Origin of the sequence: Pantoea sp. XY16, from assembly GCF_025153065.1 — a bacterium.
Classification (GTDB): domain Bacteria; phylum Pseudomonadota; class Gammaproteobacteria; order Enterobacterales; family Enterobacteriaceae; genus Pantoea; species Pantoea alfalfae.
Genome location: NZ_JANZNP010000003.1, coordinates 334,913 through 360,068, shown reverse-complemented (window position 1 = coordinate 360,068; position 25,156 = coordinate 334,913). Strand labels below are relative to the sequence as shown.

21 protein-coding genes, 1 tRNA gene and 1 other RNA gene are annotated in these 25,156 nt (G+C 54.3%); 8 read left to right on the top strand and 15 right to left on the bottom strand.

Going from position 1 to position 25,156, the window contains the following annotated elements:
* Window position 1: 1 nt before the first annotated feature.
* The 3 genes from N1689_RS04595 to N1689_RS04585 all read left to right on the top strand — a co-directional run bounded on the left by N1689_RS04595 (window position 2) and on the right by N1689_RS04585 (window position 2,375).
* A tRNA-Val gene (locus N1689_RS04595) sits at window positions 2–78 on the top strand.
* A 344-nt stretch (window positions 79–422) separates the two neighbouring features.
* Window positions 423–1,835, top strand: coding sequence for a pyruvate kinase PykF (gene pykF, locus N1689_RS04590; protein ID WP_033732486.1), 1,413 nt, complete (start codon window positions 423–425; stop codon window positions 1,833–1,835).
* 303 nt (window positions 1,836–2,138) lie between these two features.
* A complete protein-coding gene (locus N1689_RS04585) occupies window positions 2,139–2,375 on the top strand; it encodes a major outer membrane lipoprotein (protein WP_003853216.1) in 237 nt (78 codons plus the stop codon).
* A gap of 81 nt (window positions 2,376–2,456) precedes the next feature.
* Here the strand turns inward: N1689_RS04585 and N1689_RS04580 are convergent, their stop codons facing one another.
* The 7 genes from N1689_RS04580 to sufA are packed head-to-tail and all read right to left on the bottom strand — an operon-like array spanning window position 2,457 to window position 9,119.
* Complete coding sequence (locus tag N1689_RS04580; RefSeq protein ID WP_222924106.1) at window positions 2,457–3,482, bottom strand: L,D-transpeptidase family protein; 1,026 nt, start codon at window positions 3,480–3,482, stop codon at window positions 2,457–2,459.
* A gap of 56 nt (window positions 3,483–3,538) precedes the next feature.
* On the bottom strand, window positions 3,539–3,955 hold the full coding sequence (gene sufE / locus N1689_RS04575) for a cysteine desulfuration protein SufE (RefSeq protein WP_161736470.1): 417 nt from the start codon (window positions 3,953–3,955) through the stop codon (window positions 3,539–3,541).
* A gap of 21 nt (window positions 3,956–3,976) precedes the next feature.
* Entirely contained in the window at window positions 3,977–5,200 is a 1,224-nt protein-coding gene (gene sufS / locus N1689_RS04570) for a cysteine desulfurase SufS (RefSeq protein ID WP_161736480.1), read from the bottom strand.
* Window positions 5,200–6,480 carry a Fe-S cluster assembly protein SufD gene (gene sufD / locus N1689_RS04565; protein ID WP_260058080.1) on the bottom strand — a complete coding sequence of 427 codons (1,281 nt, stop codon included), beginning with the start codon at window positions 6,478–6,480 and terminating at the stop codon, window positions 5,200–5,202. The genes sufS and sufD overlap by 1 nt, the downstream gene beginning before the upstream one ends.
* Complete coding sequence (gene sufC / locus N1689_RS04560; RefSeq protein WP_161736468.1) at window positions 6,455–7,201, bottom strand: Fe-S cluster assembly ATPase SufC; 747 nt, start codon at window positions 7,199–7,201, stop codon at window positions 6,455–6,457. The genes sufD and sufC overlap by 26 nt, the downstream gene beginning before the upstream one ends.
* A 42-nt stretch (window positions 7,202–7,243) precedes the next feature.
* On the bottom strand, window positions 7,244–8,737 hold the full coding sequence (gene sufB / locus N1689_RS04555; RefSeq protein ID WP_013357696.1) for a Fe-S cluster assembly protein SufB: 1,494 nt from the start codon (window positions 8,735–8,737) through the stop codon (window positions 7,244–7,246).
* A gap of 7 nt (window positions 8,738–8,744) precedes the next feature.
* Window positions 8,745–9,119: a Fe-S cluster assembly scaffold SufA gene (gene sufA / locus N1689_RS04550; RefSeq protein ID WP_003853229.1), complete on the bottom strand. Its 375-nt coding sequence runs from the start codon at window positions 9,117–9,119 to the stop codon at window positions 8,745–8,747.
* A 388-nt stretch (window positions 9,120–9,507) separates the two neighbouring features.
* Between sufA and N1689_RS04545 the strand changes: the two genes are divergently transcribed.
* Window positions 9,508–9,912: a hypothetical protein gene (locus N1689_RS04545; protein WP_161736479.1), complete on the top strand. Its 405-nt coding sequence runs from the start codon at window positions 9,508–9,510 to the stop codon at window positions 9,910–9,912.
* Window positions 9,913–9,945: 33 nt separating this feature from the next.
* On the opposite strand, the gene N1689_RS04540 is transcribed toward N1689_RS04545, so the two are convergent.
* A complete protein-coding gene (locus tag N1689_RS04540; RefSeq protein WP_161736466.1) occupies window positions 9,946–12,999 on the bottom strand; it encodes an FAD-binding and (Fe-S)-binding domain-containing protein in 3,054 nt (1,017 codons plus the stop codon).
* A gap of 205 nt (window positions 13,000–13,204) precedes the next feature.
* Between N1689_RS04540 and ydiK the strand changes: the two genes are divergently transcribed.
* Together ydiK and rprA are read left to right on the top strand one after the other, a co-directional pair.
* The gene (gene ydiK / locus N1689_RS04535) at window positions 13,205–14,323 is read left to right on the top strand and encodes an AI-2E family transporter YdiK (RefSeq protein ID WP_371876300.1); all 1,119 of its coding nucleotides are present in this window, start codon (window positions 13,205–13,207) and stop codon (window positions 14,321–14,323) included.
* 292 nt (window positions 14,324–14,615) lie between these two features.
* Window positions 14,616–14,723, top strand: an RNA gene (rprA, locus tag N1689_RS04530) — antisense sRNA RprA.
* Between the two features lie 69 nt (window positions 14,724–14,792).
* Here the strand turns inward: rprA and ppsA are convergent.
* Complete coding sequence (gene ppsA / locus N1689_RS04525) at window positions 14,793–17,174, bottom strand: phosphoenolpyruvate synthase (protein ID WP_161735816.1); 2,382 nt, start codon at window positions 17,172–17,174, stop codon at window positions 14,793–14,795.
* A 436-nt stretch (window positions 17,175–17,610) separates the two neighbouring features.
* Between ppsA and N1689_RS04520 the strand changes: the two genes are divergently transcribed.
* Entirely contained in the window at window positions 17,611–18,438 is an 828-nt protein-coding gene (locus tag N1689_RS04520) for a pyruvate, water dikinase regulatory protein (protein ID WP_013357691.1), read from the top strand.
* A gap of 151 nt (window positions 18,439–18,589) precedes the next feature.
* On the top strand, window positions 18,590–19,636 hold the full coding sequence (locus N1689_RS04515; protein WP_161735818.1) for a 3-deoxy-7-phosphoheptulonate synthase: 1,047 nt from the start codon (window positions 18,590–18,592) through the stop codon (window positions 19,634–19,636).
* A gap of 7 nt (window positions 19,637–19,643) precedes the next feature.
* On the opposite strand, the gene N1689_RS04510 is transcribed toward N1689_RS04515, so the two are convergent.
* The 6 genes from N1689_RS04510 to btuC all read right to left on the bottom strand — a co-directional run bounded on the left by N1689_RS04510 (window position 19,644) and on the right by btuC (window position 25,071).
* On the bottom strand, window positions 19,644–21,095 hold the full coding sequence (locus N1689_RS04510; protein ID WP_253421746.1) for a protein adenylyltransferase SelO: 1,452 nt from the start codon (window positions 21,093–21,095) through the stop codon (window positions 19,644–19,646).
* Between the two features lie 79 nt (window positions 21,096–21,174).
* Window positions 21,175–21,921 carry an EAL domain-containing protein gene (locus N1689_RS04505; protein ID WP_260058076.1) on the bottom strand — a complete coding sequence of 249 codons (747 nt, stop codon included), beginning with the start codon at window positions 21,919–21,921 and terminating at the stop codon, window positions 21,175–21,177.
* Window positions 21,922–22,214: 293 nt separating this feature from the next.
* Complete coding sequence (locus N1689_RS04500) at window positions 22,215–22,673, bottom strand: C40 family peptidase (RefSeq protein ID WP_013357687.1); 459 nt, start codon at window positions 22,671–22,673, stop codon at window positions 22,215–22,217.
* Between the two features lie 68 nt (window positions 22,674–22,741).
* Window positions 22,742–23,491 carry a vitamin B12 ABC transporter ATP-binding protein BtuD gene (gene btuD, locus N1689_RS04495; protein WP_253421741.1) on the bottom strand — a complete coding sequence of 250 codons (750 nt, stop codon included), beginning with the start codon at window positions 23,489–23,491 and terminating at the stop codon, window positions 22,742–22,744.
* Complete coding sequence (locus N1689_RS04490; protein ID WP_222924111.1) at window positions 23,492–24,037, bottom strand: glutathione peroxidase; 546 nt, start codon at window positions 24,035–24,037, stop codon at window positions 23,492–23,494. It lies immediately after the preceding gene.
* A 50-nt stretch (window positions 24,038–24,087) separates the two neighbouring features.
* Window positions 24,088–25,071 (bottom strand): vitamin B12 ABC transporter permease BtuC, encoded by a 984-nt coding sequence (gene btuC, locus N1689_RS04485; RefSeq protein WP_260058072.1) that lies wholly within the window; start codon window positions 25,069–25,071, stop codon window positions 24,088–24,090.
* Between the last annotated feature and the right edge of the window lie 85 nt (window positions 25,072–25,156).

Sequence of the window (25,156 nt, the reverse complement as noted above, 5' to 3'; positions counted from 1 at the left end):
TGCGCTCTTAGCTCAGTTGGTTAGAGCACCACCTTGACATGGTGGGGGTCGATGGTTCGAGTCCATTAGAGCGCACCACTTTCAGAATTTCTTCAGCTTGCGCAACGCTCCCTTTTATTGATCTGCATCGCTCCCCCCTCTGCTTTTTGATTGGTTTTCGCATACTTAGCGTCTATACTGTCCCGCGTTGCTTACTTGAAAGGTTTCAGCGATCACGTGCTTACTGCGATAACTCAAATGATTTGCGCAACAACAGCGTGGTGGTTACCAACCGTAACCACACAACTTCCCTGCACGCCTGGCCTTCGTCACCTATTCTTACTCAGTACTGCCCATTTCAGTCTCAATCAGAATTTTCACTTCGATGCGCTGCCATCGGATTTCGCCCTTATTCATCCATCACAACTTACAGAAAATCCGTCATGAAAAAGACTAAAATCGTTTGTACAATCGGCCCGAAAACCGAATCCGAAGAGATGCTGACTCAACTGCTTGAAGCGGGCATGAATGTTATGCGTCTTAACTTCTCTCACGGCGACTACGCTGAGCATGGTCAACGCATAACTAATATGCGTGCCGTCATGCAAAAAACCGGTCGTCAGGCGGCTATCCTGCTGGACACCAAAGGCCCTGAAATCCGCACCATGAAGCTGGAAGGCGGCAACGATGCGGCGCTAAAAGCTGGCCAGACCTTTACCTTCACTACCGACCAGAGTGTGATCGGCAACAGCGAACGCGTTGCGGTGACCTACCCGGGTTTCACAGCCGACCTGAAAATTGGTAACACCGTGCTGGTCGATGATGGACTGATTGGCATGGAAGTGACCGAAGTCACTGAAAATACCGTCGTGTGCAAAGTCCTGAACAATGGCGATCTGGGTGAGAACAAAGGCGTTAACCTGCCGGGCGTCTCCATCCAGCTGCCTGCTCTGGCTGAAAAAGACAAGCGCGACCTGATTTTTGGTTGTGAGCAGGGCGTAGATTTTGTCGCCGCCTCTTTCATCCGCAAGCGTTCAGACGTCCTGGAAATTCGTGAGCACCTGAAACAGCACGGCGGCGAGCATATCCAGATCATCTCTAAAATCGAAAACCAGGAAGGCCTGAATAACTTCGACGAAATTCTCGAAGCGTCAGACGGCATCATGGTTGCGCGTGGTGACCTGGGTGTTGAGATCCCGGTCGAAGAAGTGATCTTCGCGCAGAAGATGATGATCAAAAAATGTAATAAAGCACGCAAAGTTGTTATCACCGCGACGCAGATGCTTGATTCCATGATCAAGAACCCGCGCCCTACCCGTGCAGAAGCCGGTGACGTAGCGAACGCCATCCTCGACGGTACCGATGCAGTCATGCTGTCTGGTGAGAGCGCTAAGGGTCGTTATCCGCTGGAGTCGGTCACCATCATGGCGACCATCTGTGAGCGTACCGACCGCGTCATGAAGTCACGCATCGACAGCCAGAACGATACCCGCAAGCTGCGTATCACTGAAGCAGTCTGCCGTGGTGCGGTAGAGACGGCTGAGAAGCTGGAAGCGCCACTGATTGTGGTCGCGACCGAAGGTGGTAAGTCTGCTAAAGCCGTACGTAAATATTTCCCGAACGCCACCATTCTGGCACTGACCACCAATCAGACCACCGCACGTCAGCTGATCCTGAGCAAAGGGATTGAGACCCGTCTGGTCACTGAAATCGCCTCAACCGATGATTTCTATCGTCTGGGTAAAGAAGCCGCGCTGGAAAGTGGTTATGGACAGAAAGGTGATGTTGTGGTGCTGGTGTCAGGTGCATTAGTACCAAGCGGAACTACCAACACCGCCTCTGTACACGTACTGTAAAACTCTTTTTTGCCATTATTTTAAAGCGCCTTAATGAGGCGCTTTTTTTATTTCTACTTAAACCAAATCCCGGAAAATTCCAATCGAAAATAACTATTCAAATACTCTTAATATTAAGGTTAATCCGATTAAATCTCTCTGTTTTCGCTAAATTTTTTTATCATATTCTGGGATTCGCTGCTTCTTTGAGCGAACGATCAAATTTAAGCATCTTCTCATCAAAAATTTATTCTCAACTTAAAAAGCTTTGTGTAATACTTGTAACGCTACATGGAGATTAACTCAATCTAGAGGGTATAAATAATGAATCGTACTAAACTGGTACTGGGCGCGGTAGTTCTGGCTTCAACTATGCTGGCTGGTTGCTCAAGCAACGCTAAAATCGACCAGCTGTCTTCAGACGTTCAGACTCTGAACGCTAAAGTTGACCAGCTGAGCAACGACGTGAACGCAGTGCGTTCAGACGTTCAGGCTGCTAAAGATGACGCAGCTCGCGCTAACCAGCGTCTGGACAACCAGGCTCACTCTTACCGTAAGTAAGAGTTCTGGTTTAAAAATGGCGCCTTTATGGCGCCATTTTTTTTGCTCCGAATTCAGTGCCCTCCACAGACACTTATCCAGTCAGGGTTGAACCGCGTTACCCTCAGCCTGTGTCACCGGGCTATCAGCCCCCACAGATGCACTCTCCAGCCCCGCAGGCGGCACGGTATCACTTTGCACCGGCTCGCCACTGCTAACCAGTACAGGCATGCCTGAGCGTCGCGTTAAGCTGGCTTTAATGAGCGCGCTATCACTCTTCTCACTCTTCATGAATTTCTTCAGGTCACTGCCGATCGCAATGGCCATGGTCTGTGGATCGTCTTTATCGTTACGCGACAGCGGCTGATGCACTTCCACGTAGCGTTTTCCATCCGGCTCCACCGCGTACTTAACCGGCTGATTGATGATCTGAACACGCGTGCCTTTGGGGACGGCGTTGAACAGCGCTTCTATATCCTCTGAACGCAGACGGATACAGCCTGAACTGACCCGCATGCCGATGCCAAACTTCGCATTGGTGCCGTGGATCAGATACTGGCCGGTACCCCGTGCCAGACGCATGGCGAACTGTCCCATTGGATTATCCGGTCCGGCTGGTACCACGCCAGGCAATGTAATGCCCTCTCTGGCGTAGCGCTTGCGAATGTTAGCCGTGGGGGTCCAGGTCGGATTCGGGATTTTCTGGCTGATCTGGGTCACCATGACCGGCGTTGCCGCACCCAATTGGCCAATGCCGATGGGATAGACGATAACCTTATCTTCCCCTTTGGGATAGTAGTAGAGACGCAGCTCGGCCAGATTCACCACAATCCCTTCGCGTGGCGTGTCGGGCAGGATCATCTGCAGCGGTACCGTCAGTTGGGTACCCGCTTTGGGCAGCCAGGGATCGGTGCCGGGATTCGCCTCCAGCATGCCCAGCAGCCCGACCTGGTAGCGGGCTGCAATGGCTTCCAGTGGTTGTTTATCATCAGGAACCTGAGTCAGAACGTTTTCGCCAATCAGGCGACTGTCAGGCGGTGGCAGCGGGTATTCGGTGGCGAATGCGGGTGCAGAGAGCCCAAAGCAGGTCAGCAGCAATGCACCGGCTAAACGTAAAGCAGGTTTCATGCAATTTTCTCGTCAGATAAAAAAACAGACGCCGGATGGCGTCTGTCGAGTGTAACTTAGCTGAGGTTCTGAGCGGTATGGCGAATAGACCGAATCATCGCCTCCAGCCCCTGCGATCGGGTGGGCGTCAGGTGCTGCACCAGTGCCAGTTCGCCAAACCAGTGGCGCACATCCAGCGCCAGAATTTCAGCGGGTGGCAGGTTCTGATAGAGACTAAATACAATAGCAATCAAACCTTTAACAATAGCAGCGTCACTGTCACCTTCAAATGCGATGGAACCATCGGCCTGCGGGGTCATTCTAATCCACACCTGACTCTGGCAACCCGAAATCGCGTTTTCCGGCTGGTGTAACGTTTCAGAAGATTCCGGAAGCTTTGAACCCAGTTCGATAATGTAGAGGTACTTCTCTTCCCAGTTAGCGCAACGGTTGAAGTTGCGAACCAGTTTCTCTTTTTCAGGCAAATTTGCCATCAGTGACTCCGTTAAAACTGTTCAGCCGCCCAGCAGACGATGAATGCGTGCCAAACCAGCAGCCAGACGATCCACTTCCTCTTCACTGTTATAGAAGGTGAAGGAAGCACGGCACATCGCCGGGACATTATAGTGCTGCATTAGTGGCATCGCACAGTGATGTCCGGTGCGGATGGCAATACCGTATTGATCCAGGAAACTGCCGACATCGAAAGCATGATGTTTGCCCAGGTTAAAGGCAATAACACCGGCACGAGACTGCGGGCCATAGATCTGAATATCCGGAACGGTGCCCAGCTTATCGAGCGCGTAATTCATCAATGCCGTCTCACGCTGATGAATGGTATCCAGTCCCAGCGCCTGCACATAGGCCATCGCCGCGCCAAAGCCGATAATGCCGCCGGTGTTCGGTGTACCTGCTTCAAAACGCCACGGCGCACTGTTCCAGGTGGTGCCGGTGGGCAGCAGAACCTGACCGATCATCGAACCGCCGCCTTCCCACGGTGGCATCTCATCCAGCAGTGCTTTGCGCCCATAGAGAATACCGACGCCATTCGGACCATAGAGTTTATGGCTGGAGAAGACGTAGAAGTCGCAGCCGATATCCTGCACATCCACTTTGTCATGCATCACAGCCTGCGCGCCATCCACCAGCGTAATCACGCCAGCGGCTTTTGCCTGGGCCACGATGGCTTTAACCGGGTTAACGGTGCCGAGCACGTTAGAAACGTGCGTGACCGCCAGCAGGCGCGTGCGGCTGTCTATCAGCCCCGCCAGCTGCTCCAACGCCAGCTCACCGTTGTCATTTAATGGCAGAACACGCACTTCTGCACCGGTACGCTGTGCCAGCATCTGCCACGGCACGATATTGGCGTGATGCTCCATCTCCGTGATGATCAGGTTGTCGCCAGACCTGAGGTTACTGCTGCCCCAGGTATTCGCCACCAGGTTGATGCCTTCGGTGGTGCCTTTAACGAAGATAATCTCTTCCTGTGAGCCGGCGTTAATGAAACGGGCAGCCTGATCGCGCACGTTCTCCATATCACTGGTCGCCTGCTGGCTCAGCGTATGGATACCACGATGCACGGCCGCATAGCCGTGCTGATAGAAATGACTCTCGGCGTTAATCACCGAGAGTGGACGCTGTGCGCTGGCCGCACTGTCAAGATAGGCCAGCGGATGACCGTTGACCTCACGCTTCAGGATAGGAAAATCAGCCCTGACGCGTTCGAGATCGAAGTTCATCATATGTCGCCTCCGGGAAAACGTTGCGCGATACGCTGCAGCACGGCCTGACGCATCACCTCATTTTCCAGTGTTTCGGTGAGTTCAGCTGCAAACGCATGAATAATCATGGTCTGTGCCGCATCCTGCTCAATACCGCGAGAACGCAGATAGAACATCTGCTCATCATCAATACGACCAATGGTAGCACCGTGGCTGCATTTAACGTCATCCGCGTAAATTTCGAGCTGCGGTTTGGTATCGACTTCAGAAAGCTTGCCCAGCAACAGGTTATTATTGGTCATCTGCCCGTCGGTCTTCAGTGCATGCTGCGCCACTTTGATATGACCGTTAAATACCGCACGCCCTTTGTCACGCACGATGGTTTTATGCATCTGGCGGCTGACACAGTGGCCTTTGTTGTGCTCCAGGTAAGTACGGGTATCCGCCACTTCCTGTTTCACCGGCAGAACCAGGCTGTTAATTGCCAGTATGGTATTTTCGCCATTCAGCTGAGTACTGGTATTGTGACGCGACAGGCCCGCACCCAGCAGGAAGCTGGTGCTGCTGACCTGGCCATCGTTACCAATCACCAGATCGTTATGCGCAAAGTGGTAGCTGGCGCTGCTTTCAAAGGCCAGCTTGGTGTGAGTCAGTTTCGCATTGTCACCAATCGCAAAGGTAAAGCGCGTGCCGGTGAAATGGGCGCGCTCATCCAGTGAAACGTAGTGCTCAATGACTTCCGCCTCGGCACTCTCTTCCAGCTGCAGGTGATGACGATAGTGAACTGTGTTCATGCCCGTCTGCTGGCCGCTGGTGATATGCAGCAGGTAGACCGGACGGGCTGCGGCTTTACCGCGTGCCAGACGCAGGGTCGTCACCTCTTCTGCCAGGCTCTCTGTCAGATGCAGGAAGACTTCCGGCTGAACCGCAGCGGGCAGCGGACGGCGCTCGGCGGCCACGCTGTGCTGAACCTCAAACAGTTCGACGTCGCGGCTGCTGAAGGCGGGCTGGAACTGACCGTCGACATACACCAGACGGATCGCATCCAGCGGCAGGGCCAGTGCATCAACCTGTTCAGCACTCAGGGTCTGCGGCGCATCGGGCAGCACGAACTGCTGGGACAGTAGCGTATCCAGCGGCGTGTACTTCCAGTTTTCATGCTTGCGGGTTGGCAGGCCAACCCGCATCAGTTGCTGCCAGTGCTGCTGTGCCTGCAGAGAACGCACGTCGCCACGTGATTCAAACAGGTGATGCCACTGTTGCAGCGCAGAATCACTCTTCGTCGGTAAGCCAGCCATAACCTTGCTCCTCCAGCTGTTTCACCAGCGAGAAGTCGCCAGATTTCACGATTTTGCCCTGATACAGAACATGAACGAAGTCTGGCTTAATGTAGTCCAGAATACGCTGGTAGTGAGTGACGATGATAAAGGCACGCTTCTCGTCACGCAGGCTGTTCACGCCATTAGCCACGATTTTAAGGGCATCAATATCCAGACCGGAGTCAGTCTCATCCAGGATGCAAAGCTCAGGTTCAAGCGCCGCCATCTGCAGGATGTCGTTACGTTTCTTCTCACCACCGGAGAAGCCAACGTTCACTGAACGGGTCAGCAGATCTTCCGGCATCTTCAGCAGCTGAATTTTTTCTTCAATGAAGTCCTGGAAATCGAAGCGATCCAGCTCGTCCTGCTGACGATATTTGCGCACCGCATTGACCGAGGTTTGCAGGAAAAACTGGTTGCTGACGCCCGGAATCTCTACCGGATACTGGAACGCCATAAAAATGCCTTCACCGGCACGCTCTTCAGGGGCCAGCTCCAGCAGATCTTTACCTTTGAAGCTGACTGAACCGCCAGTGACTTCATAATCTTCGCGGCCTGCCAGCGTGGCTGACAGCGTGCTTTTACCTGAGCCGTTCGGCCCCATGATGGCATGCACTTCGCCCGGTTTAATTTCGAGATTCAGGCCACGCAGAATGGCTTTATCTTCAACACTGACCTGCAAATCTTTAATGCTTAACATTCTTATTCCTTCACATTGCTTCCGGCAAGGCGTGTGACGGCATCAGCCCACACTGTGCTCAAGGCTGATGGCTAACAATTTCTGGGCTTCCACAGCAAATTCCAGTGGCAGCTCCGAGAATACGTCTTTACAGAAGCCGTTCACGATCATCGAGATGGCGTCTTCTTCACTGATACCGCGCTGCAGACAGTAGAACATCTGGTCTTCGCCGATACGTGAAGTCGTGGCTTCATGCTCAAGCTGGGCAGTATTGTTGCGGGTTTCGACATACGGGAACGTATGTGCGCCGCAATCAGGGCCGATCAGCATTGAGTCACACTGCGTAAAGTTACGGGCATTGGTGGCAGTTGGCATGATTTTTACCAGGCCGCGATAGGTGTTCTGACTTTTACCGGCCGAAATCCCTTTGGAGATAATGGTCGATTTGGTGTTTTTACCAATGTGGATCATCTTGGTGCCGGTATCGGCCTGCTGACGACCGCTGGTCAGTGCCACCGAGTAGAACTCACCCACCGAATAATCCCCGCGCAGAATGCAGCTCGGGTATTTCCAGGTGATCGCTGAACCGGTTTCAGACTGGGTCCAGGACATCTTGCTGTGGTCACCTTCACACAGCGCACGCTTGGTCACGAAGTTGAGGATACCGCCCTCGCCTTCGCCGCCAGGGAACCAGTTCTGAACGGTCGAATATTTCACTTCAGCATTTTTATGGATGATCACTTCCACCACGGCGGCATGCAGCTGATAGCTGTCACGCACGGGGGCTGAACAGCCTTCGATGTAGCTGACGTAGCTGTCTTCATCGGCAATCAGGATGGTGCGCTCGAACTGACCGGTTTTCGCTGCGTTAATGCGGAAATAGGTCGACAGCTCCATCGGGCAACGCACCCCTTTCGGGATATAGACGAAGGTGCCGTCAGAGGCCACCGCCGAGTTCAGTGCGGCAAAGAAGTTATCGTTAGCCGGAACCACCGTACCGAGATACTGCTTCACCAGCTCCGGGTGTTCCTGAATCGCTTCGCCGAATGAACAGAAGATAATCCCCTGCTCCGCCAGCTTGCCGCGATAGGTGGTTGCCACAGAGACGGAGTCAAAAATGGCGTCAACCGCCACTTCCCGCCCTTCACGCACCGGCACACCCAACTGATTAAAAGCGTTCTCCACTTCCTGCGTCAGGTAGTCGCTGGCTGGCGCGCTGCCTGAAGCCTGCGTCACACCCGGCTCTGAGGCGCAGGTGTCATCGCAGTTACCGCACGAGGGCGCGGAGTAGTAGCTGTAATCCTGATAGTCGAGTTTTTCGTAGTGCGCTTTCAGCCAGTGCGGCTCTTCCATTTCAAGCCAGGCACGAAACGCTTTAAGACGAAACTCCAGCATCCACTCTGGCTCGTTACGCTTAGCCGAGATCGCCCGCACCACATCTTCATTGATGCCGTTGGCAAATTCTTCGGTCTGCAGTTGGGTAAAGAAGCCCTCTTTGTAGTTGAGCTTGCCTTCCCAGATTTGTACATCGTCAGATGTTTCGCTGTGTCGTGACATATTTCACTTACTCGACGCCAAAGCTCTCACCGCACCCGCAGGCGTGCTGAGCTTTAGGGTTATTGAATTTAAAAATCTGATTCAGGCCTTCGCGAACGTAATCCAGTTCAGTGCCATCAACGAATGGCATCGCCTGTAGCGGCACAAACAGCGTTGCGCCGTGGAATGAGAACTGCAGATCGTCTTCGACGGGTTCTTTCACCAGATCCATGACGTAGCCAAAACCGGCGCAGCCGGATTGTTTTACGCCCAGACGCAGCCCCTTGACTTCAGGGTCCTGAGCCGCCAGATTGAGAATTTGTTGCGCTGCGGTTTCAGTCAGCGTCAGACCTTTCCAGACAAAATCGTCGGGTGAGAAAGAGTCTGTATTAACAGATGCCATGTTGATACCTCTTGAGTCCGGACCTTTTCAGGCTATCCCCCTATGGTAGTGATCTGACCAATCACTTCAACCTCTTGTTTTGCAGGGATAATCATCTTGTGCTGTTTTATTCGCTCAATTATTAAGCATAGCTGCTTCCGTTCATCCTGTGTGAACAGAGTCAGTCTCAATAAGCCAGTGATAACCTATTAATAAATCACTCTATTTGAAATAACCATTTTTGATAAAAATGCTTATTGATAGGTTACGCCTTTCTCTGATGTAAACAGATTGTTATTTCCGATTATACCGACAGGCAGGATAAATCGATAAATTTTTCTCTCCTGCAATTGCAATCGCGCCCCAAATGAATATGATAATTATTATCATTAACATTGAGGGTGACGCCATAATGCTTTCTGTCTCCGCCTGGCTGCAGCATAAAATCGACGAGTACCAGTTTTCGGTGCGTGATATCACCGTCGACTTTTATATGGCGCAGGCAAAACTCGACCGGGCCGACTGCACGATTCATCAGCTACGTCAGTTTAACGATGCCTGCCAGGATATGGCAGAAGTCTGCCAGTTGAACGGTGACGATCAGAGTTACCTGCATGCGATGGGTAAACTGCATCACCGGTTGGTGCAGGAGATGGGAAACAACGATCGCGATCGCCTGTTTCGCCTTCAGGCCTATCAACTGGCGCGATTGTCCCTGACCCGCCTCTGCCATCAACTGGCTATGGTCGGAGAGTGGAACAAAGCCGCCGTGCTGCAAAGTGACTTCGTGCGTCACGCAGGCTGGATATTCTAATCCAGTCACGACGTGACGTCGCGCACAATTTTTTTACATTAGCGTTAACAATGCCTGTAGCGGATGGCGCATGCCGTTGCCTTCCACACGCTTGACCTGGCTGCGGCATGAATAGCCGGTGGCCAGACAGCGCTGGCGCGGCAGTCGCTGAAGCTGGGGATGCCAGGAGAGCGCATAGATCCCCAGCGAGTTTTCAAGGTTCTGACTTTCGTGCCCATAAGTGCCCGCCATGCCGCAGCAACCTACATTAATGTTCTCCAGCTTTGCGCCAAAACGGGAGAAAATCGCCTGCCACTGGTTGGGCGCTGAAGGCAGCGCTGTTACCTCAGTGCAGTGTGCAAACAGATACCAGGACTCCCCGCCCGTGGCCTGTACCTCACGTTCTGCCAGGGCACGCTCTAACCATTCATGCACCAGCAATACGTTGAAGTCGCCGCGCGATTCACCCAGCGTGTGACGATACTCATCGCGATAGCAGAGCACGGTAGCCGGATCGACGCCGACCATCGGCAGTTCCAGTTTTGCGACCCGATTGAGAAAATCGGCGGTACGGGCTGCCGTGCGTGCGAAACGTTGCAGGAAGCCTTTCACGTGCTGCGCTTTGCCGTTTGGCGAGAAAGGCAGCAGCACCGGGCGGTAACCCAGCTTCTCAATCAGCCTGACAAAATCGTTCACCAGCTGTGCCTCATAGAAGCTGGTAAAGGGATCCTGTACCACCAGCACACAGCTGGCGCGTTCCGTGGCTGTCAGTCCCTCCAGCTGTTCCAGCGTCATGTTCATGGCGGGATGGCCGCTGAGCTGCTGTTTCAGGTTAGGAGACGAAAGCAGCGGCAGATCGACCATGCCGATATGCGTTTTACTTAACTCTTTCACCCACGGCTGGCGCAGGAAGAAGTTGAACACTTTTGGTGCCTTCGCCATCAGAGGCGCATAACCTTCGACTGCCGCCACCAGATGATCGCTGACCGGGCGCAGATAACGGGTGTGATAGAGCTGCAGAAAGCGCGAACGGAAAGCAGGTACGTCAATTTTAATCGGACACTGGGTGGAACAGGCTTTACAGGCCAGACAGCCGGACATCGCCTCTTTCACCTCGTGTGAAAAGTCATACTCCCCTTTGCTGGCGTGCCAGCTGTTGCGGGTACGGGCGATCAACCCGCGTAGCGACAGGCTGTTTTCCGGCAGCTGTTTTTCGAGTACCAGCGGATCAACGCCCTGCCCGGCCAGCAGCCGCAGCCACTCCCGCGTCAGCGTTGCCCGCCCTTTTGGCGAGTGAATACGGTTGCGGGTGATCTTCATGGAGGGACACATCGGGCTGCGGGCATCAAAATTGAAACATAACCCGTTGCCGTTACACTCCATCGCTCCACGCCATTCATCCCGGACCGTTAACGGAATCTGCCGATCGTATGTTCCGCGCTTAACCGCATCAACCTGCATCATCTCGTCGTTGCTGTTAAAGGGCGTACAGATTTTGCCCGGATTCAGGCGGTTAAGCGGGTCAAACGCCGCTTTGATGCGACGTAACTCATTAAACAGCGTCTCACCGAAAAATGCCGGACTGTACTGGGCGCGGAACCCTTTGCCATGTTCGCCCCACAGCAGGCCGCCATAGCGCGCGGTCAGCGCCACCACTTCGTCAGAGATCTGTTTCATCATCATCTCCTGCTGCGGATCGCACATATCCAGCGCCGGACGCACGTGCAGGACGCCTGCATCGACGTGACCAAACATGCCGTAGCTCAGGCCGTGACTGTCGAGCAGCGCGCGAAACTCGACAATGTAGTCCGCCAGTTTTTCCGGCGGAACGGCGGTATCTTCGACAAACGGAATCGGCTTAGCCCGGCCTTTAGCATTTCCCAGCAGACCTACCGCTTTTTTACGCATGTTATAGATGCGCTCAATGCCCGCCAGATCGTTACAGAACTGATAGCCAATCACGCCGCCCTGCTGCTGCTGCATCAGCGCATCAAGCCGGGCACACAGTTTTTCGATCTGCTGATCGATGAGCGCGGCATTGTCACCCGCGAACTCAACGATGTTCAGACCCAGCATCTCTTTATCGGGTACGTCAGCAATCAATTCACGTACCGAGTGCCATACGATATCTTCCCGCGCCAGGTTCAGCACTTTGGAATCAACGGTCTCAACTGACAGCGCCTGCGCGTCCACCATAAAGGGCGCGTTACGCAGGGCAGAATCGAAGGAGTCATATTTAATGTTCACCAGCCGCCGCACTTTCGGCAGCGGGGTGATATCGAGACGCGCCTCAGTGACAAAGGCCAGTGTGCCCTCAGCGCCACATAGCAGACGTGTCAGGTCAAAGGTTTGCATATCGTCGCTGAAGACATGGCGCAGGTCATATCCGGTCAGGAAGCGATTCAGCCTGGGAAACTTTTCCACAATGAGATCGCGGTGCTCGCGGCAGCGTGTCAGCACCTGCTGATAAATACGGCCTTCGAGGGTTGCCGTCTGTGCCAGCGTTTCAGCCAGCGCGGTGGCCATCGGCCGCGTATCAAGAATATCGCCGCCCAGCAGCACGGCGCGCAGGCCCAGTACATGGTCTGAGGTTTTGCCATAGACCAGCGATCCCTGGCCCGACGCGTCGGTATTGATCATGCCGCCCAGCGTGGCGCGGTTACTGGTGGACAATTCAGGCGAAAAGAAAAAGCCGAAAGGCTTCAGCCAGGCATTCAGCTGATCTTTGATGACGCCGGCTTCGACGCGTACCCAGCCCTCATCGGTATTGATTTCCAGGATGCGGTTCATGTAGCGCGACATGTCTACCACAATGCCCTGATTCAGCGACTGACCGTTGGTGCCGGTGCCGCCGCCGCGCGGGGTGAACACCAGGCTGGCAAAACGTGCTTCTCCAGCCACACGGGCCAGCAGCGCAACGTCCGCCGTCGAACGCGGAAAGAGCGCCGCGTCGGGCAGCAATTGATAGATGCTGTTATCGGTGGAGAGTGAAAGACGATCGGCATAGCTGGTTGCAATGTCGCCGGTAAAACCCTGCTCTTTCAGCGACTCAAGGAACGTCAGCACCAGTTGAACGAGGCCCGGTGCCTGCGAAATCTGTGGGATCATGATTGTCTGACCGAAGGTGTTGTAAACGTTTGCGTTTATACGTGAGCGATTTCTCGTTTTATCATATTTTTTCTGCGACTGCCCTTTTTTCAGAAAAGACAAAAACCTTTCTCCGCGACGCTGTTTAAACCCTGGCAAATAGATCATGATAAAAACGGGCATCCGAATGCCCTGAAATGAAGGATTAAGACGAGGTTATGAGTCAATGATGAAAAGCCAGTACCGGGATATGGATTTACCGCAAATACTCTTCACCCTGATGTTCATTCTGCTGCTGATCGTCGCCTGCTTATGGGTGGTGCAGCCGTTTATTCTGGGCTTTGCCTGGGCCAGCATGGTGGTGATTGCGACCTGGCCATTGATGCTGAAATTCCAGCGACTGTTATGGGGGCGCCGTTCGCTGGCGGTGATCGTGATGACAATGCTGCTGCTGCTGCTGTTTATCATCCCTATCGCACTGCTGGTCAGCAGCCTGATCGATAACAGTGCCCCGGTTATCGCCTGGGTTACCCAGGGTCATACGATGCCGCAGTTGCTGTGGCTCAGGGATGTGCCGATGGTCGGCAAAAAGCTTTATGTCAGTTATGACACGCTGGTAGCGAGCGGTGGTGCCGGCATCATGGCCAAAATTCAGCCCTACATTGGCCGTACTACCGGCTTTTTTGTCGCGCAGGCCGGTCATTTTGGCCGCTTTATGATCCATCTGGGCGTGATGTTGCTATTCAGTGTGCTGCTTTACTGGCGTGGCGAACAGGCTGCCCAGGGCATCCGTCACTTTGCTTTCCGCATGGCGGGACGGCGCGGTGATGCCGCCGTGCTGCTGGCAGCACAGTCCATTCGTGCCGTGGCGCTTGGCGTGGTAGTGACGGCACTGGTGCAGGGCGTGCTGGGCGGTATTGGTCTGGCGATCTCCGGCATTCCCTATGCCACGCTGTTAACGGTGCTGATGATCCTCTGCTGTCTGGTTCAGCTTGGCCCGCTGCTGGTGCTGGTCCCGGCCATTATCTATCTCTACTGGAGCGGCGATACAACCTGGGGGACCGTGCTGCTGGTCTGGAGTTGTGTGGTCGGTACAATGGATAACGTTCTGCGCCCCATGTTAATCCGGATGGGTGCCGATCTGCCGATGATCCTGATCCTCTCTGGCGTAATAGGTGGCCTGTTTGCCTTCGGCATGATTGGTTTGTTTATCGGGCCGGTAGTTCTGGCCGTTTCTTACCGTCTCGTTTCCGTCTGGGTTCATGAAGCGCCAGCGCCAGATAATGACCCGCTGGCCGTGGCGGATGCGCTGGCCGATCATGAGGGAACCCCGCCTGCCGTCTGATGCGATGCAGTAACGCGTTTCGCCAATCCCCCTTTTGAGCATTGATTAGTGCGGTTAATGATGATTAACCGCACCTACTCTCACCAATCAGATAAATTCTGTTTTCCATTAGCGATTTTTAAGAAAAAAGCCATCTTTGGCCTTTATTTGACCTTTGCGGCCTAAAAAAGATTACTTTCTGCACTGTTTCTTAAGTCAAACGGCGAAGTAAAGGTGACAAAAGATTATCGGCTTTAAACTAATAAGAGGATTCTTAAAGACGCCAGCCAGCGGTATGAATAACATGTTTCCTATGTTCGAAGTCAAGCTATTGATTTTCAGACAACCTGATTCCCCTGAGTAGCGTAAAGAATTGCTGTGTGTAGTCTTTGCCCATCCCCTGTGATGGGCTTTTTTTTTGCCTGAACCTGACCAGCTATAACAGAAAAAGGCCCGCAGTGCGGGCCTTTCATCATTTCTGCAAGCGGTGTCAGGCGGTTTTGTTTAACTGTGCCAGACTCACCCACGTTTCCACTACGGTATCCGGATTCAGCGACAGACTATCGATGCCCTCTTCCATCAGCCATGCGGCGAAATCCTGATGGTCTGACGGTCCCTGCCCACAGATTCCAACATATTTGCCCTGCTTTTTGGCTGCTTTGATGGCCATGGAAAGCAGCGCTTTCACGGCTTCGTTACGCTCGTCAAACAGCGCGGAGACGACACCGGAATCGCGGTCCAGCCCCAGCGTCAACTGCGTCATGTCATTAGAGCCGATAGAGAAGCCATCAAAGTGCTGCAGGAACTGCTCTGCCAGCAGCGCATTAGACGGGATCTCGCACATCATGATGATCTTCAGCCCGTTCTCACCGCGCTTCAGCCCCTGACGGGCCAGCTCTTCCACCACGGCCTGCGCCTGATCCACAGTACGCACAAACGGAACCATGATTTCGACGTTGGTCAGGCCCATCTCGTTGCGAACGCGTTTTACCGCTTCACACTCCAGCGCAAAGCAGTCGCGGAAGTTATCCGCCACATAGCGACCTGCACCACGGAATCCCAGCATCGGGTTTTCCTCCTGCGGCTCATAGCGTTCACCGCCAACGAGGTTGGCATATTCATTGGTTTTAAAGTCGGAAAGTCGGACAATTACGCGTTTCGGTGCAAATGCTGCACCAAGCGTGGCAATTCCCTCGGTCAGACGAGCGATGTAAAACTCCACCGGATTATCAAATCCTTTCATCATTTTACGGATCTGCTGCTGCAGTTCCGGCGTCTGCTGGTCAAATTCAAGCAGCGCTTTAGGGTGGACGCCAATCATTCGGTTAATAATAAATTCCAGCCGCGCCAGGCCAACACCCTCGTTCGGCAGACAGGCAAAATCAAAAGCACGATCGGGGTTGCCCACGTTCATCATGATTTTCAGCGGCAGTTCAGGCAGTGAATCGACCTGCGAACTGGTGACGTCGAAGTCGAGCAGCTGATCATAAACGTAGCCTGTGTCGCCCTCAGCGCAGGAAACGGTAACCTGATGGCCCTCTCTTAGCCGATCGGTGGCATCGCCACAGCCCACTACCGCCGGAATACCCAGCTCACGCGCGATGATTGCCGCATGACAGGTTCGTCCGCCACGGTTAGTGACAATGGCTGACGCCTTTTTCATGATGGGTTCCCAGTCCGGGTCGGTCATGTCCGTCACCAGCACATCGCCTTTTTCAATGCGGTTCATTTCGCTGATATCGTGGATGACCTTCACCACGCCTGCGCCGATACGATGACCGATGGCTCGCCCTTCAACGACGACGCTGCCCTGACCCTGCAGCGTATAACGCTCCATTACCTGACCATTTGAGCGCACGGTTTCAGGACGCGCCTGAACAATAAACAGCTTGCCGGTATGTCCATCTTTGGCCCACTCAATATCCATCGGCCGCTGATAGTGTTGTTCAATCAGCACCGCCTGCTTCGCCAGCGCCTGCACTTCCTCATCGTTCAGGCAGAATCGGTCGCGTTCGGCCTCAGGCACATCTTCGATGCGTACCTGTTCGCCATGCGCCTGAGAATCGGCATACACCATGCGCACCTTTTTTGAGCCCATGTTGCGGCGTACGATAGACGGACGATCGGCCGCCAGCGTTGGCTTGTGAACATAGAACTCATCCGGGTTAACAGCGCCCTGCACCACCATCTCACCCAGTCCCAGGGCGGCAGTAATGAAGACCACCTGATCAAAGCCGGACTCGGTATCAATGGTGAACATCACACCTGACGACGCCAGGTCCGAACGCACCATGCGCTGTATGCCCGCAGAGAGCGCCACGCCACGATGGTCGTAGCCCTGATGCACACGGTAAGAGATAGCACGATCGTTAAACAGTGAAGCAAAGACATGCTTGACCGCCACCATCACGGCGTCGATGCCCTGCACATTCAGGAAGGTTTCCTGCTGGCCGGCAAAGGAGGCGTCGGGCATATCTTCGGCGGTGGCAGAGGAGCGGACGGCAAACGACGCGTCAGCATCATCGGCAGACAGTTGCTGATAAGCGTCCAGAATGGCGGACTCCAGCTCCGGCAGAAACGGCGTTTCCACCACCCACTGACGAATCTGTTTACCCGCTTTTGCCAGCGCATCGACATCATCAATATTTGTCTCATCCAGCAGCGCATAAATTCGCTGGTTCAGCCCGCTTTGATCGAGGAACAGGTTAAAGGCGTACGACGTGGTCGCAAAACCATTGGGCACGGAAACGCCCAGCGACGACAGATTCGTTATCATTTCACCTAAGGAGGCGTTTTTGCCGCCTACCCGATCAACATCATGCATACCAAGCTGGTTATACCAGAGCACCAGTGGCTGTTCTTGAGTGGACATCGCGCTTATCCTTAATCAATTATCAATGAATGGACACAGAGAGTGAGCTGTTTCCAGCCTGGCATATCACCCCATCAATAACGATCTGTTGAATCGTTAAAGCAGAATTTCAGCCGCAGTTTCGGAATTGTGAGCGGATTATTTTGCTGTTGCGCAAAGACGCTATTTTCCTCTAACTGATTGATGTGACAGGAAATGGAAGATTTTCAGCCACTTATGCATTCTGTTTTGTTGCGCAACAGACGCAGGGCTATTTGTAGCCCGATCACGGTTGAAAAGAATTCCGGCGAATCGAAACGCCTTTTCATTTTTATTAGTGTGATGAAACTGCAGACAAATAATCCGGGCAGACATTCCAGAAATTAAAATCAGAGATGATTTATTAAGTCGCATCGCGCATGCTGATGGCTCACTCCTGGCTGAGGCAGAATTCATTATGACAACTGACAGAAGCGTTTTCTATATCTCCGATGGTACAGCGATTACAGCTGAAGTCCTGGGCCATGCGGTGCTGTCGCAGTTTCCAGTCAATATCACCAGCCTGACGTTGCCATTTGTGGAAAACGTCCAGCGGGCGCTGGCGGTTAAAGCCCAGATTAACGCACTCTATCAGCAGAGCGGCGTACGGCCGCTGGTGTTCTTCTCCATTGTCACACCCGAGGTGCGCGACATTATCGTGCAGAGTGAGGGTTTTTGTCAGGATATCGTGCAGGCGCTGGTGGCTCCTCTTCAGCAGGAACTGGGCTTATCGCCAGCGCCAGTGGCACATCGTACCCACGGACTGGACGCCAGTAATCTGGGGAAATATGACGCGCGTATTGCGGCGATCGATTACGCCCTGGCACATGATGACGGCATCTCGCTGCGCGGGCTGGAGGATGCGCAGGTGATTCTGTTAGGCGTCTCGCGCTGTGGCAAAACACCCACCAGCCTCTATCTGGCGATGCAGTTTGGTATTCGTGCCGCCAACTACCCGTTTATTGCCGACGATATGGATAATCTTAAACTGCCGCCCGCGCTGCGCGCCCACCAGAATAAACTCTTCGGGCTGACCATCGATCCGGAACGCCTGGCAGCAATACGGCAGGAGCGGGCGGAAAATACCCGTTACGCCTCAATGCGTCAGTGCCGGCTGGAAGTAGGCGAAGTGGAAGCGCTGTTCCGCACCCATCAAATCCGCTATCTCAACAGCACCAACTACTCGGTCGAAGAGATCGCTACCAAAATTCTCGACATTATGGGCCTGACACGCCGCATGTATTGAAGGGAAATCAGATCGAAGATGTAAAGCGCCGCTGCCGTGGGTTTTGATTTCATTATCAAATCACGGGTTGAATTCGCAGACTAATGGTTTATTGTGACCACCATCACTTCCCGGTATTCCACCGCTGCGAAGAACCCTTTTCGAGATACTCATGAACAAAACCGACGAACTGCGTACCGCACGCATTGGTAGTCTGATTACCCCCGCCAGCCTGGCGGCTGAACATCCTGTCTCCGCGGCGATTGCCGACAACGTCACCGCTGCCCGTAAACGTATCGCCCGTATATTGACGGGTGAAGATCCCCGCCTGCTAGTGGTGATTGGCCCCTGCTCGCTGCACGACCCGAAAGCGGCCCTGGAGTATGCTGCGCGTCTGAACGCGTTGCGCAGCCGCTATGAAGATCGGCTGGAGATTGTAATGCGTGCCTACTTCGAGAAGCCACGCACCGTTGTCGGCTGGAAAGGTTTAATCTCCGATCCGGACCTGGATGGCAGCTACGATGTGAACCGGGGCATCGGCATTGCCCGCAAGCTTCTGATTGATATCAACGCGCTGGGCCTGCCCACTGCCACGGAGTTTCTGGATATGGTGATCGGCCAGTTTATTGCCGATCTGATCAGCTGGGGCGCGATTGGCGCACGTACCACCGAAAGCCAGATCCATCGTGAAATGGCCTCGGCCCTCTCCTGCCCGGTCGGCTTTAAAAACGGCACTGATGGAAACGTGCAGATCGCGGTAGATGCAATTCGCGCCGCACGCGCGAGCCACATGTTCCTGTCGCCGGATAAACTGGGCCAGATGACTATCTATCAGACCAGTGGCAACCCGCATGGTCATGTGATCCTGCGAGGCGGCAAACAGCCAAACTATCATGCCAGTGATGTCGCCGCCGCCGCAGAGAGTCTGGGGGCATTTAATCTGCCGCAGCAGCTGGTGATCGATTTCAGTCACGGCAACTGCCTGAAGCAGCATCGTCGTCAGATGGATGTGGCGGCAGAGGTGGCAGAGCAGATTAAATCAGGATCGCGAGCCGTTGCCGGTGTGATGATTGAAAGCTTCCTGGAAGAAGGCAATCAGAAAGTGGTGAGCGGCGAACCGCTGGTTTACGGCAAGTCGATTACCGATCCCTGCCTCGGCTGGCAGGAGAGCGAACAGGTGCTCGCCCTGCTGGCCGAGGCGGTTTCGCACCGCCTCTGAGTTCCGATTAGCTGGAGCAGCTGACCTCTAAGGTTTTGCCCCAGTCTGGCGGCCGCTGACGATACTCAGCGGCTGTTTCATCGCTAAAGGGTTGCTGTAACGCCTGATGCAGACGAGCCAGCGCCCCCTGCTCTCCCCGCTCCGCCTCTTCAATCACCTGCTGTGCCAGATAGTTGCGCAGAATCACCGCCGGATTGGCCGCCTTCATCACAGCCTGACGCTCCGCATCGCTGACCTGCTCGTCCATCAGACGGCTGCGGTAGCGCTGATACCAGCTATCAAACGCCTCACGATCGATGAACTCGTCGCGCAGCGGTGAGCGACGTTCAGTCTGCCGGGTCTCACTCAGCAGTCTGAACGTCAGGGTGTAATCACTGTGCTCCTGCGTCATCAGCGCCAGCAGATCGGTCAGAATCTGATTGTCGCTGCTCTGTTGTGTCAGCAGGCCGAGTTTTGCCCGCATCCTTTCACCCCAGACCCGCATCAGTTCAGGTTCATAGGCGCTCAGCGCCGTTCGCAACTGCTCAGTGGTCAGCAGCCCCGACAGCGCATGTGCCAGACGATTAAGATTCCACATGCCAATCATCGGCTGATTTTCAAAGCTGTAGCGCCCCTGATAGTCGCTGTGATTACAGATAAAGTGAGGCTGATAATCATCCAGAAAACCATACGGGCCATAGTCGATAGTCAGGCCAAGGATCGACATATTGTCAGTATTCATGACGCCATGCGCAAAGCCCACGCTCTGCCACAGCGCAATCAGGCGAGCCGTGCGTAACACAATGTCGGCAAACCACTGTTGATAACGGTCCGCTTCTCCTTCCAGATGCGGCCAGTGATGGCGAATGGCGTAGTCGGCCAGTTGCTGTACTTTCTCCTGCTGCTGGCTGTAAAAGAAATGCTCGAAATGACCGAAACGCAGGTGGCTCGGTGAAATGCGCATCAGCATCGCGCCACGTTCAGTGGTTTCGCGGTAGACCGGCTCATCGCCTATCGACAGAGTGAGTGCGCGCGTGGTGGGGATGCCCAGATGGTGCAGCGCTTCCGAGGCGAGAAACTCCCGGACGCTGGAGCGAATGACGGCACGACCATCGCCCATGCGGGAATAAGGCGTCAGGCCTGCACCCTTGAGATGCCAGTCAAGTTTGCTGCCATCATCAAGACGCTGTTCACCCAGCAGGATACCGCGCCCGTCACCGAGCTGACCCGCCCAGACACCAAACTGATGGCCACTGTAGACCTGCGCCAGCGGCTGCATGCCGGGCAGCAGTGCCGCACCGTGCCACACATCGTGACCGTGACCCTCAAAAAGCGCACTATCCAGCCCCATTGAGGTTGCAAGCGGTGCGTTGTGATACAGCAGACGTCCGCCTGCCAGCGGCGTGGGGTTCAGCGCGGTATAACACCCGGAAAGCTCACGGAACCAGGTGTTGTCAAAAGAGGCCTTGCCTGAGGACATTGTTTCTCCCATGCGATACTCAGCGATACGTAGGTTAGTCCTTTAGTGTAACGCTGATGGCGGGGATTAACAGGTCAGGTCAGCCAGGATGCTGAGAAGATGGCATGCGCTCGTCGGCACAGAGCAGCGAATGCAGCGCATCAGATTTTACCACCGGGAAGAGTGAACCCTGAAACTCAGCGCCATTCAGCTGACTCACTTTTTCGAACAGCACTTCATCGTCAATGCCGCAAATAATAAGGCGGTCACAATGCGTGCGGAAATTATCAATAATGCTCTGAATAAACGGCACGAATGATGCGCGCTTTGCCAGGGAGTGAATAAACTCTTTGTCGAGACAGATGCAGCTGAATAAATTATCGTAGACCGCATTAGAGGGTGTTTTGCCCGCGCCAAAATGTGAAAGTGCTAAATTAAACTCAGCATGCAGGCTCGCCAGCAGCGGATTATTGTTGCCCAGCTTAAGTTGCGGAAACGTTTCAGTGATATTCAGGAGAATGAACGGCAGCTGTTTTATTTTGCGCATGACTAATTCACTGGCAAGCAGCGTCCGGGCCATGCCTTCATCAATACGGATAAAGGCTGACACGGAATGCGCTTCAAATAATCCGCGATTCTGCTCCAGCAATCCAATCTGGCTTTGCAGCAGGCGCAACTGCTGCGACTCGTCAAGCTGGGGAAGCAGCACATCCTGTGGCAGGGTGATGGGCGCACTTTCATGCACAAACTGCGTAACCAGCTCGACAGCGGTCAACCGTCCGTCAACATCACAGACAGGATAAAACCAGATTTCCGACTGATAGTCGGCCGAGAGATGAATTTTCATTTTAATGCCAGAATATGCGGCGATGTTGATATCGTATAGTAATGGTCAGCTGCAGGCAATAGTGCCAAATCATTGAAGAGACGACCTTCTTTACGCTTCCATTGCCGTTTGACAACAGCCGATCACGCTTAAGCCAAATAAAGGTGATAAAACACCGGTTATTAGTGGAATTAAATCAGCCATTATTCTTTTTATTAAATCCTCACGCTAAACGTTCATTTAAAATAAAACTTTTACCCTTTGTTTTAACTCTATTTTAAATTGGACTTAAGTCTGATTTCGCAAACCTGCTGTTAAATACGGCGAGCCTGCCAGAACACTTTTCGCCAGTAGACATTGTCGAGTGAGGAGCGAATGACGCCCTGACTCGTCGAGGCGTGGATAAAAGCGTTATCGGTATCATAGATGCCCACATGCAGGCCATTTTCACCGCGTCCGGTTTTGAAAAAGACCAGATCGCCTGGCAGCAGTTCATCTTTGCTGATGCGGGTGCCAATATCGCTTTGGGCTGAGGTGGTGCGCGGCAGTTGCAGTGCAAATTTATCGCGGAAGGTCAGATAGACAAAGCCGGAGCAGTCAACACCGTTACGACTCATGCCGCCATAACGATAAGGGGTACCGCGCCAGTGACCGAGCTGATCGTTCAGTTCCGCTATCACGGTGATTGAATCGGAAAGACGACCATTAATCGGCGGAGCGTGATGACTGCATCCCGTCAGCAGCAGAACTAAAATCAGCAAACCCAGGCGCATCGCCAAATGTCCTTATCAGAAGTTGCAACCGGCATAATGTAGCGGTAAAGCCCGCCAGGTAGCAAGTATCAGGGCAGAACGGTCAGCAGCGTGCGTCCTTCAAGCTCAATCTGCCGGAATGCAATCTGGTAGAGCGGTGTCAGGCGCTGCGGCGTCAGAACCTTTGAAGGTTCGCCCTGCGCGATCACCTGCCCGCTATCCATCAGCCAGACCCTGTCTGCCTGTTGCAGGCTGTGGTTAAGATCGTGACTGCTGGCGATCACGCTGATCCCCGACGCGCACAGCGCTGCAATCAAATCGTCCACCGCTTTTTGCTGGGCGATATCCAGCGCCGTCAACGGCTCATCAAGGATCAGCAGCCGCCCGTGAGGATTGATGTGAGGATCAATCTGAGCACAGACGGCTGCCAGCCGGACGCGCTGCCATTCCCCGCCGGAGAGCCGGGTCAGTGAACGCGATAACTTATCCTGCAGCTGAAGCCGCTGCAGCAGCATGCTGAGACGGGCATCGGCCTGCGGCCCCGCCGATTTAAGATGAAGACGCAGATAGTGCCAGATCGGCATCTGACTCAGGGGTGCCTGCTGCTGTGGCAGCCAGCCGCGCACCCTGGACAGTGCCGCACCGTTCCAGTTACTTAGCAGCTGTTCATCCAGCAACACCCTGCCAGAGGCGGATTGCAGCCCCGCAATGACACTCAGTAAGGTACTTTTACCGGCTCCGTTCGGGCCTGCAATGTGAAGCAACTGACCGGCGGCAAGTTCGCCGGTCAGGGGCAGCAGCCGTCCGGGGACGGCGGCCTGTTGCAGGCGCAACAGCATCTATTTTGCCAGCGCCTGTTTAATCGTTTCCAGAATGATGGGATCTTCCGGCGTCATGTCTGGTGCAAAACGCTGGATCACACTGCCGTCACGGCCAATCAGGAACTTTTCGAAGTTCCACAGGATGTCGCCCTGCTCTTTCGGCGCGCGTCCTTTACTTTCCATACGCGCGTAAAAGCCGCTGCCTTCAGGACGCACCGCGTCAGGTCGGGCCGCAATCAGCTGTGCATAGAGCGGATGACGCGCCGGGCCATTAACCTCGGTTTTGGCAAACATCGGGAACGTCACGCCATAGGTGGTACTGCAGAAGGTTTTGATCTCCTCACTGCTGCCCGGTTCCTGCTCCAGAAACTGATTGCAGGGGAAGCCGAGTACGCTGAAACCCTGATCCTGCCAGGCTTTCTGCAGGTTCTCCAGCTCTTCGTATTGCGGCGTCAGACCACATTTCGAGGCAACGTTGACGACCAGCAGGACTTTGCCCTGCCACTTTAACAGCGTGGTTTTTTCCCCGTCGAGCGTAACCAGTTCAGTCTCATAAATGTTCATGCTTTTTCCTGTAATGGATGCGGTTGTGGATACAGAGTAGCCAGCCGAAGCTAGCGCGAAGATTTCACCAGTAAAATAATAAACAGTGGCGCGCCCAGTGTCGCCGTCACGACGCCTATCGGCAACTCCGCTGACGTCAGTGCCAGACGCGCCACGATATCGGCTGCCAGAAGCACCGCCGCGCCCGCCAATGCCGATGCCGGCAGCAGATAGCGGTGATCGCTGATGCCGCTCAGGCGCAGCAGATGCGGGATGACCAGCCCGACAAAGCCGATAGCGCCGGCCATCGCGACGCTGATGCCGACCAGCCAGCCCATGGCCAGCACCAGCAGGTTACGCCAGTAGAAGAGTGACAGCCCGAGCTGACGGGCGGAGGTCTCGCCCAGAGCCAGCAGATTGAGAATCGGCCCGGTCGCCCCCAGCGCCAGCATCACCGGCAGCAGTGCCAGCATCATCCAGCCATAGCGCCAGTCAATGCCGCTGAATCCCCCCATCATCCAGTACATCAGCTGACGCAGATCGAGGCTGGTGCTGAAGTAAACCGCCCAGGTCATGATGGCACTGCAGATAATCCCCAGCGCCACGCCGGTCAGCAACAGCCGGGTGACTGAGAGCTGACGATGAGCAAAATGCAGCAGGATTAGCGTAATAATCAGCGCACCGGCCATCGCCGCCAGCCCAAGGCTCCACAGCGAGCCGCTGCCCAGCAGCATGCCGAGCACCAGGCCGATACCGGCACCATTCGAAACGCCGAGCAGGCCCGGCTCCGCCAGGGGATTGGTAAACAGCGCCTGCATCACCACGCCGCATACCGCCAGTGACGCGCCCACCAGGACGACAGCCAGACTGCGGGGCAGCCGCAATTGCCACACAAAGAGCTGTCCGCTATCGCTGAACCACGCAGAGGGCGCGATCCAGCTGTCTCCAGCACAGAGGCTGAGACAAAGCAGTGCAGCGAGCATAAGGGCGAGCGCAATCAGCCACTTCTGGCCGCGTTGACCGGCCTGGCGTGCGAACGTGTCGAGCAGAGACATAAGCGGGATTAGCTGAGAAAACAGTGATTTGATTGTAGAGAGATTGGTGAAAAAAGAAAGGCTGAAAGGGGCTCTGCGCCAGGCT

Coding starts and splice junctions, on each gene's coding strand:
- sufC (WP_161736468.1), bottom strand. CDS start 7,201: ATGTTAAGCATTAAAGATTTGCAGGTCAGTGTTGAAGATAAAGCCATT.
- sufS (WP_161736480.1), bottom strand. CDS start 5,200: ATGAACTTCGATCTCGAACGCGTCAGGGCTGATTTTCCTATCCTGAAG.
- pykF (WP_033732486.1), top strand. CDS start 423: ATGAAAAAGACTAAAATCGTTTGTACAATCGGCCCGAAAACCGAATCC.
- btuC (WP_260058072.1), bottom strand. CDS start 25,071: ATGTCTCTGCTCGACACGTTCGCACGCCAGGCCGGTCAACGCGGCCAG.
- N1689_RS04540 (WP_161736466.1), bottom strand. CDS start 12,999: ATGATCCCACAGATTTCGCAGGCACCGGGCCTCGTTCAACTGGTGCTG.
- sufE (WP_161736470.1), bottom strand. CDS start 3,955: ATGGCAAATTTGCCTGAAAAAGAGAAACTGGTTCGCAACTTCAACCGT.
- sufB (WP_013357696.1), bottom strand. CDS start 8,737: ATGTCACGACACAGCGAAACATCTGACGATGTACAAATCTGGGAAGGC.
- N1689_RS04500 (WP_013357687.1), bottom strand. CDS start 22,673: ATGCGCCTGGGTTTGCTGATTTTAGTTCTGCTGCTGACGGGATGCAGT.
- N1689_RS04515 (WP_161735818.1), top strand. CDS start 18,590: ATGAACAAAACCGACGAACTGCGTACCGCACGCATTGGTAGTCTGATT.
- N1689_RS04580 (WP_222924106.1), bottom strand. CDS start 3,482: ATGAAACCTGCTTTACGTTTAGCCGGTGCATTGCTGCTGACCTGCTTT.
- N1689_RS04510 (WP_253421746.1), bottom strand. CDS start 21,095: ATGTCCTCAGGCAAGGCCTCTTTTGACAACACCTGGTTCCGTGAGCTT.
- btuD (WP_253421741.1), bottom strand. CDS start 23,491: ATGCTGTTGCGCCTGCAACAGGCCGCCGTCCCCGGACGGCTGCTGCCC.
- ppsA (WP_161735816.1), bottom strand. CDS start 17,174: ATGTCCACTCAAGAACAGCCACTGGTGCTCTGGTATAACCAGCTTGGT.
- sufD (WP_260058080.1), bottom strand. CDS start 6,480: ATGGCTGGCTTACCGACGAAGAGTGATTCTGCGCTGCAACAGTGGCAT.
- N1689_RS04505 (WP_260058076.1), bottom strand. CDS start 21,921: ATGAAAATTCATCTCTCGGCCGACTATCAGTCGGAAATCTGGTTTTAT.
- ydiK (WP_371876300.1), top strand. CDS start 13,205: ATGATGAAAAGCCAGTACCGGGATATGGATTTACCGCAAATACTCTTC.
- N1689_RS04490 (WP_222924111.1), bottom strand. CDS start 24,037: ATGAACATTTATGAGACTGAACTGGTTACGCTCGACGGGGAAAAAACC.
- N1689_RS04585 (WP_003853216.1), top strand. CDS start 2,139: ATGAATCGTACTAAACTGGTACTGGGCGCGGTAGTTCTGGCTTCAACT.
- N1689_RS04520 (WP_013357691.1), top strand. CDS start 17,611: ATGACAACTGACAGAAGCGTTTTCTATATCTCCGATGGTACAGCGATT.
- sufA (WP_003853229.1), bottom strand. CDS start 9,119: ATGGCATCTGTTAATACAGACTCTTTCTCACCCGACGATTTTGTCTGG.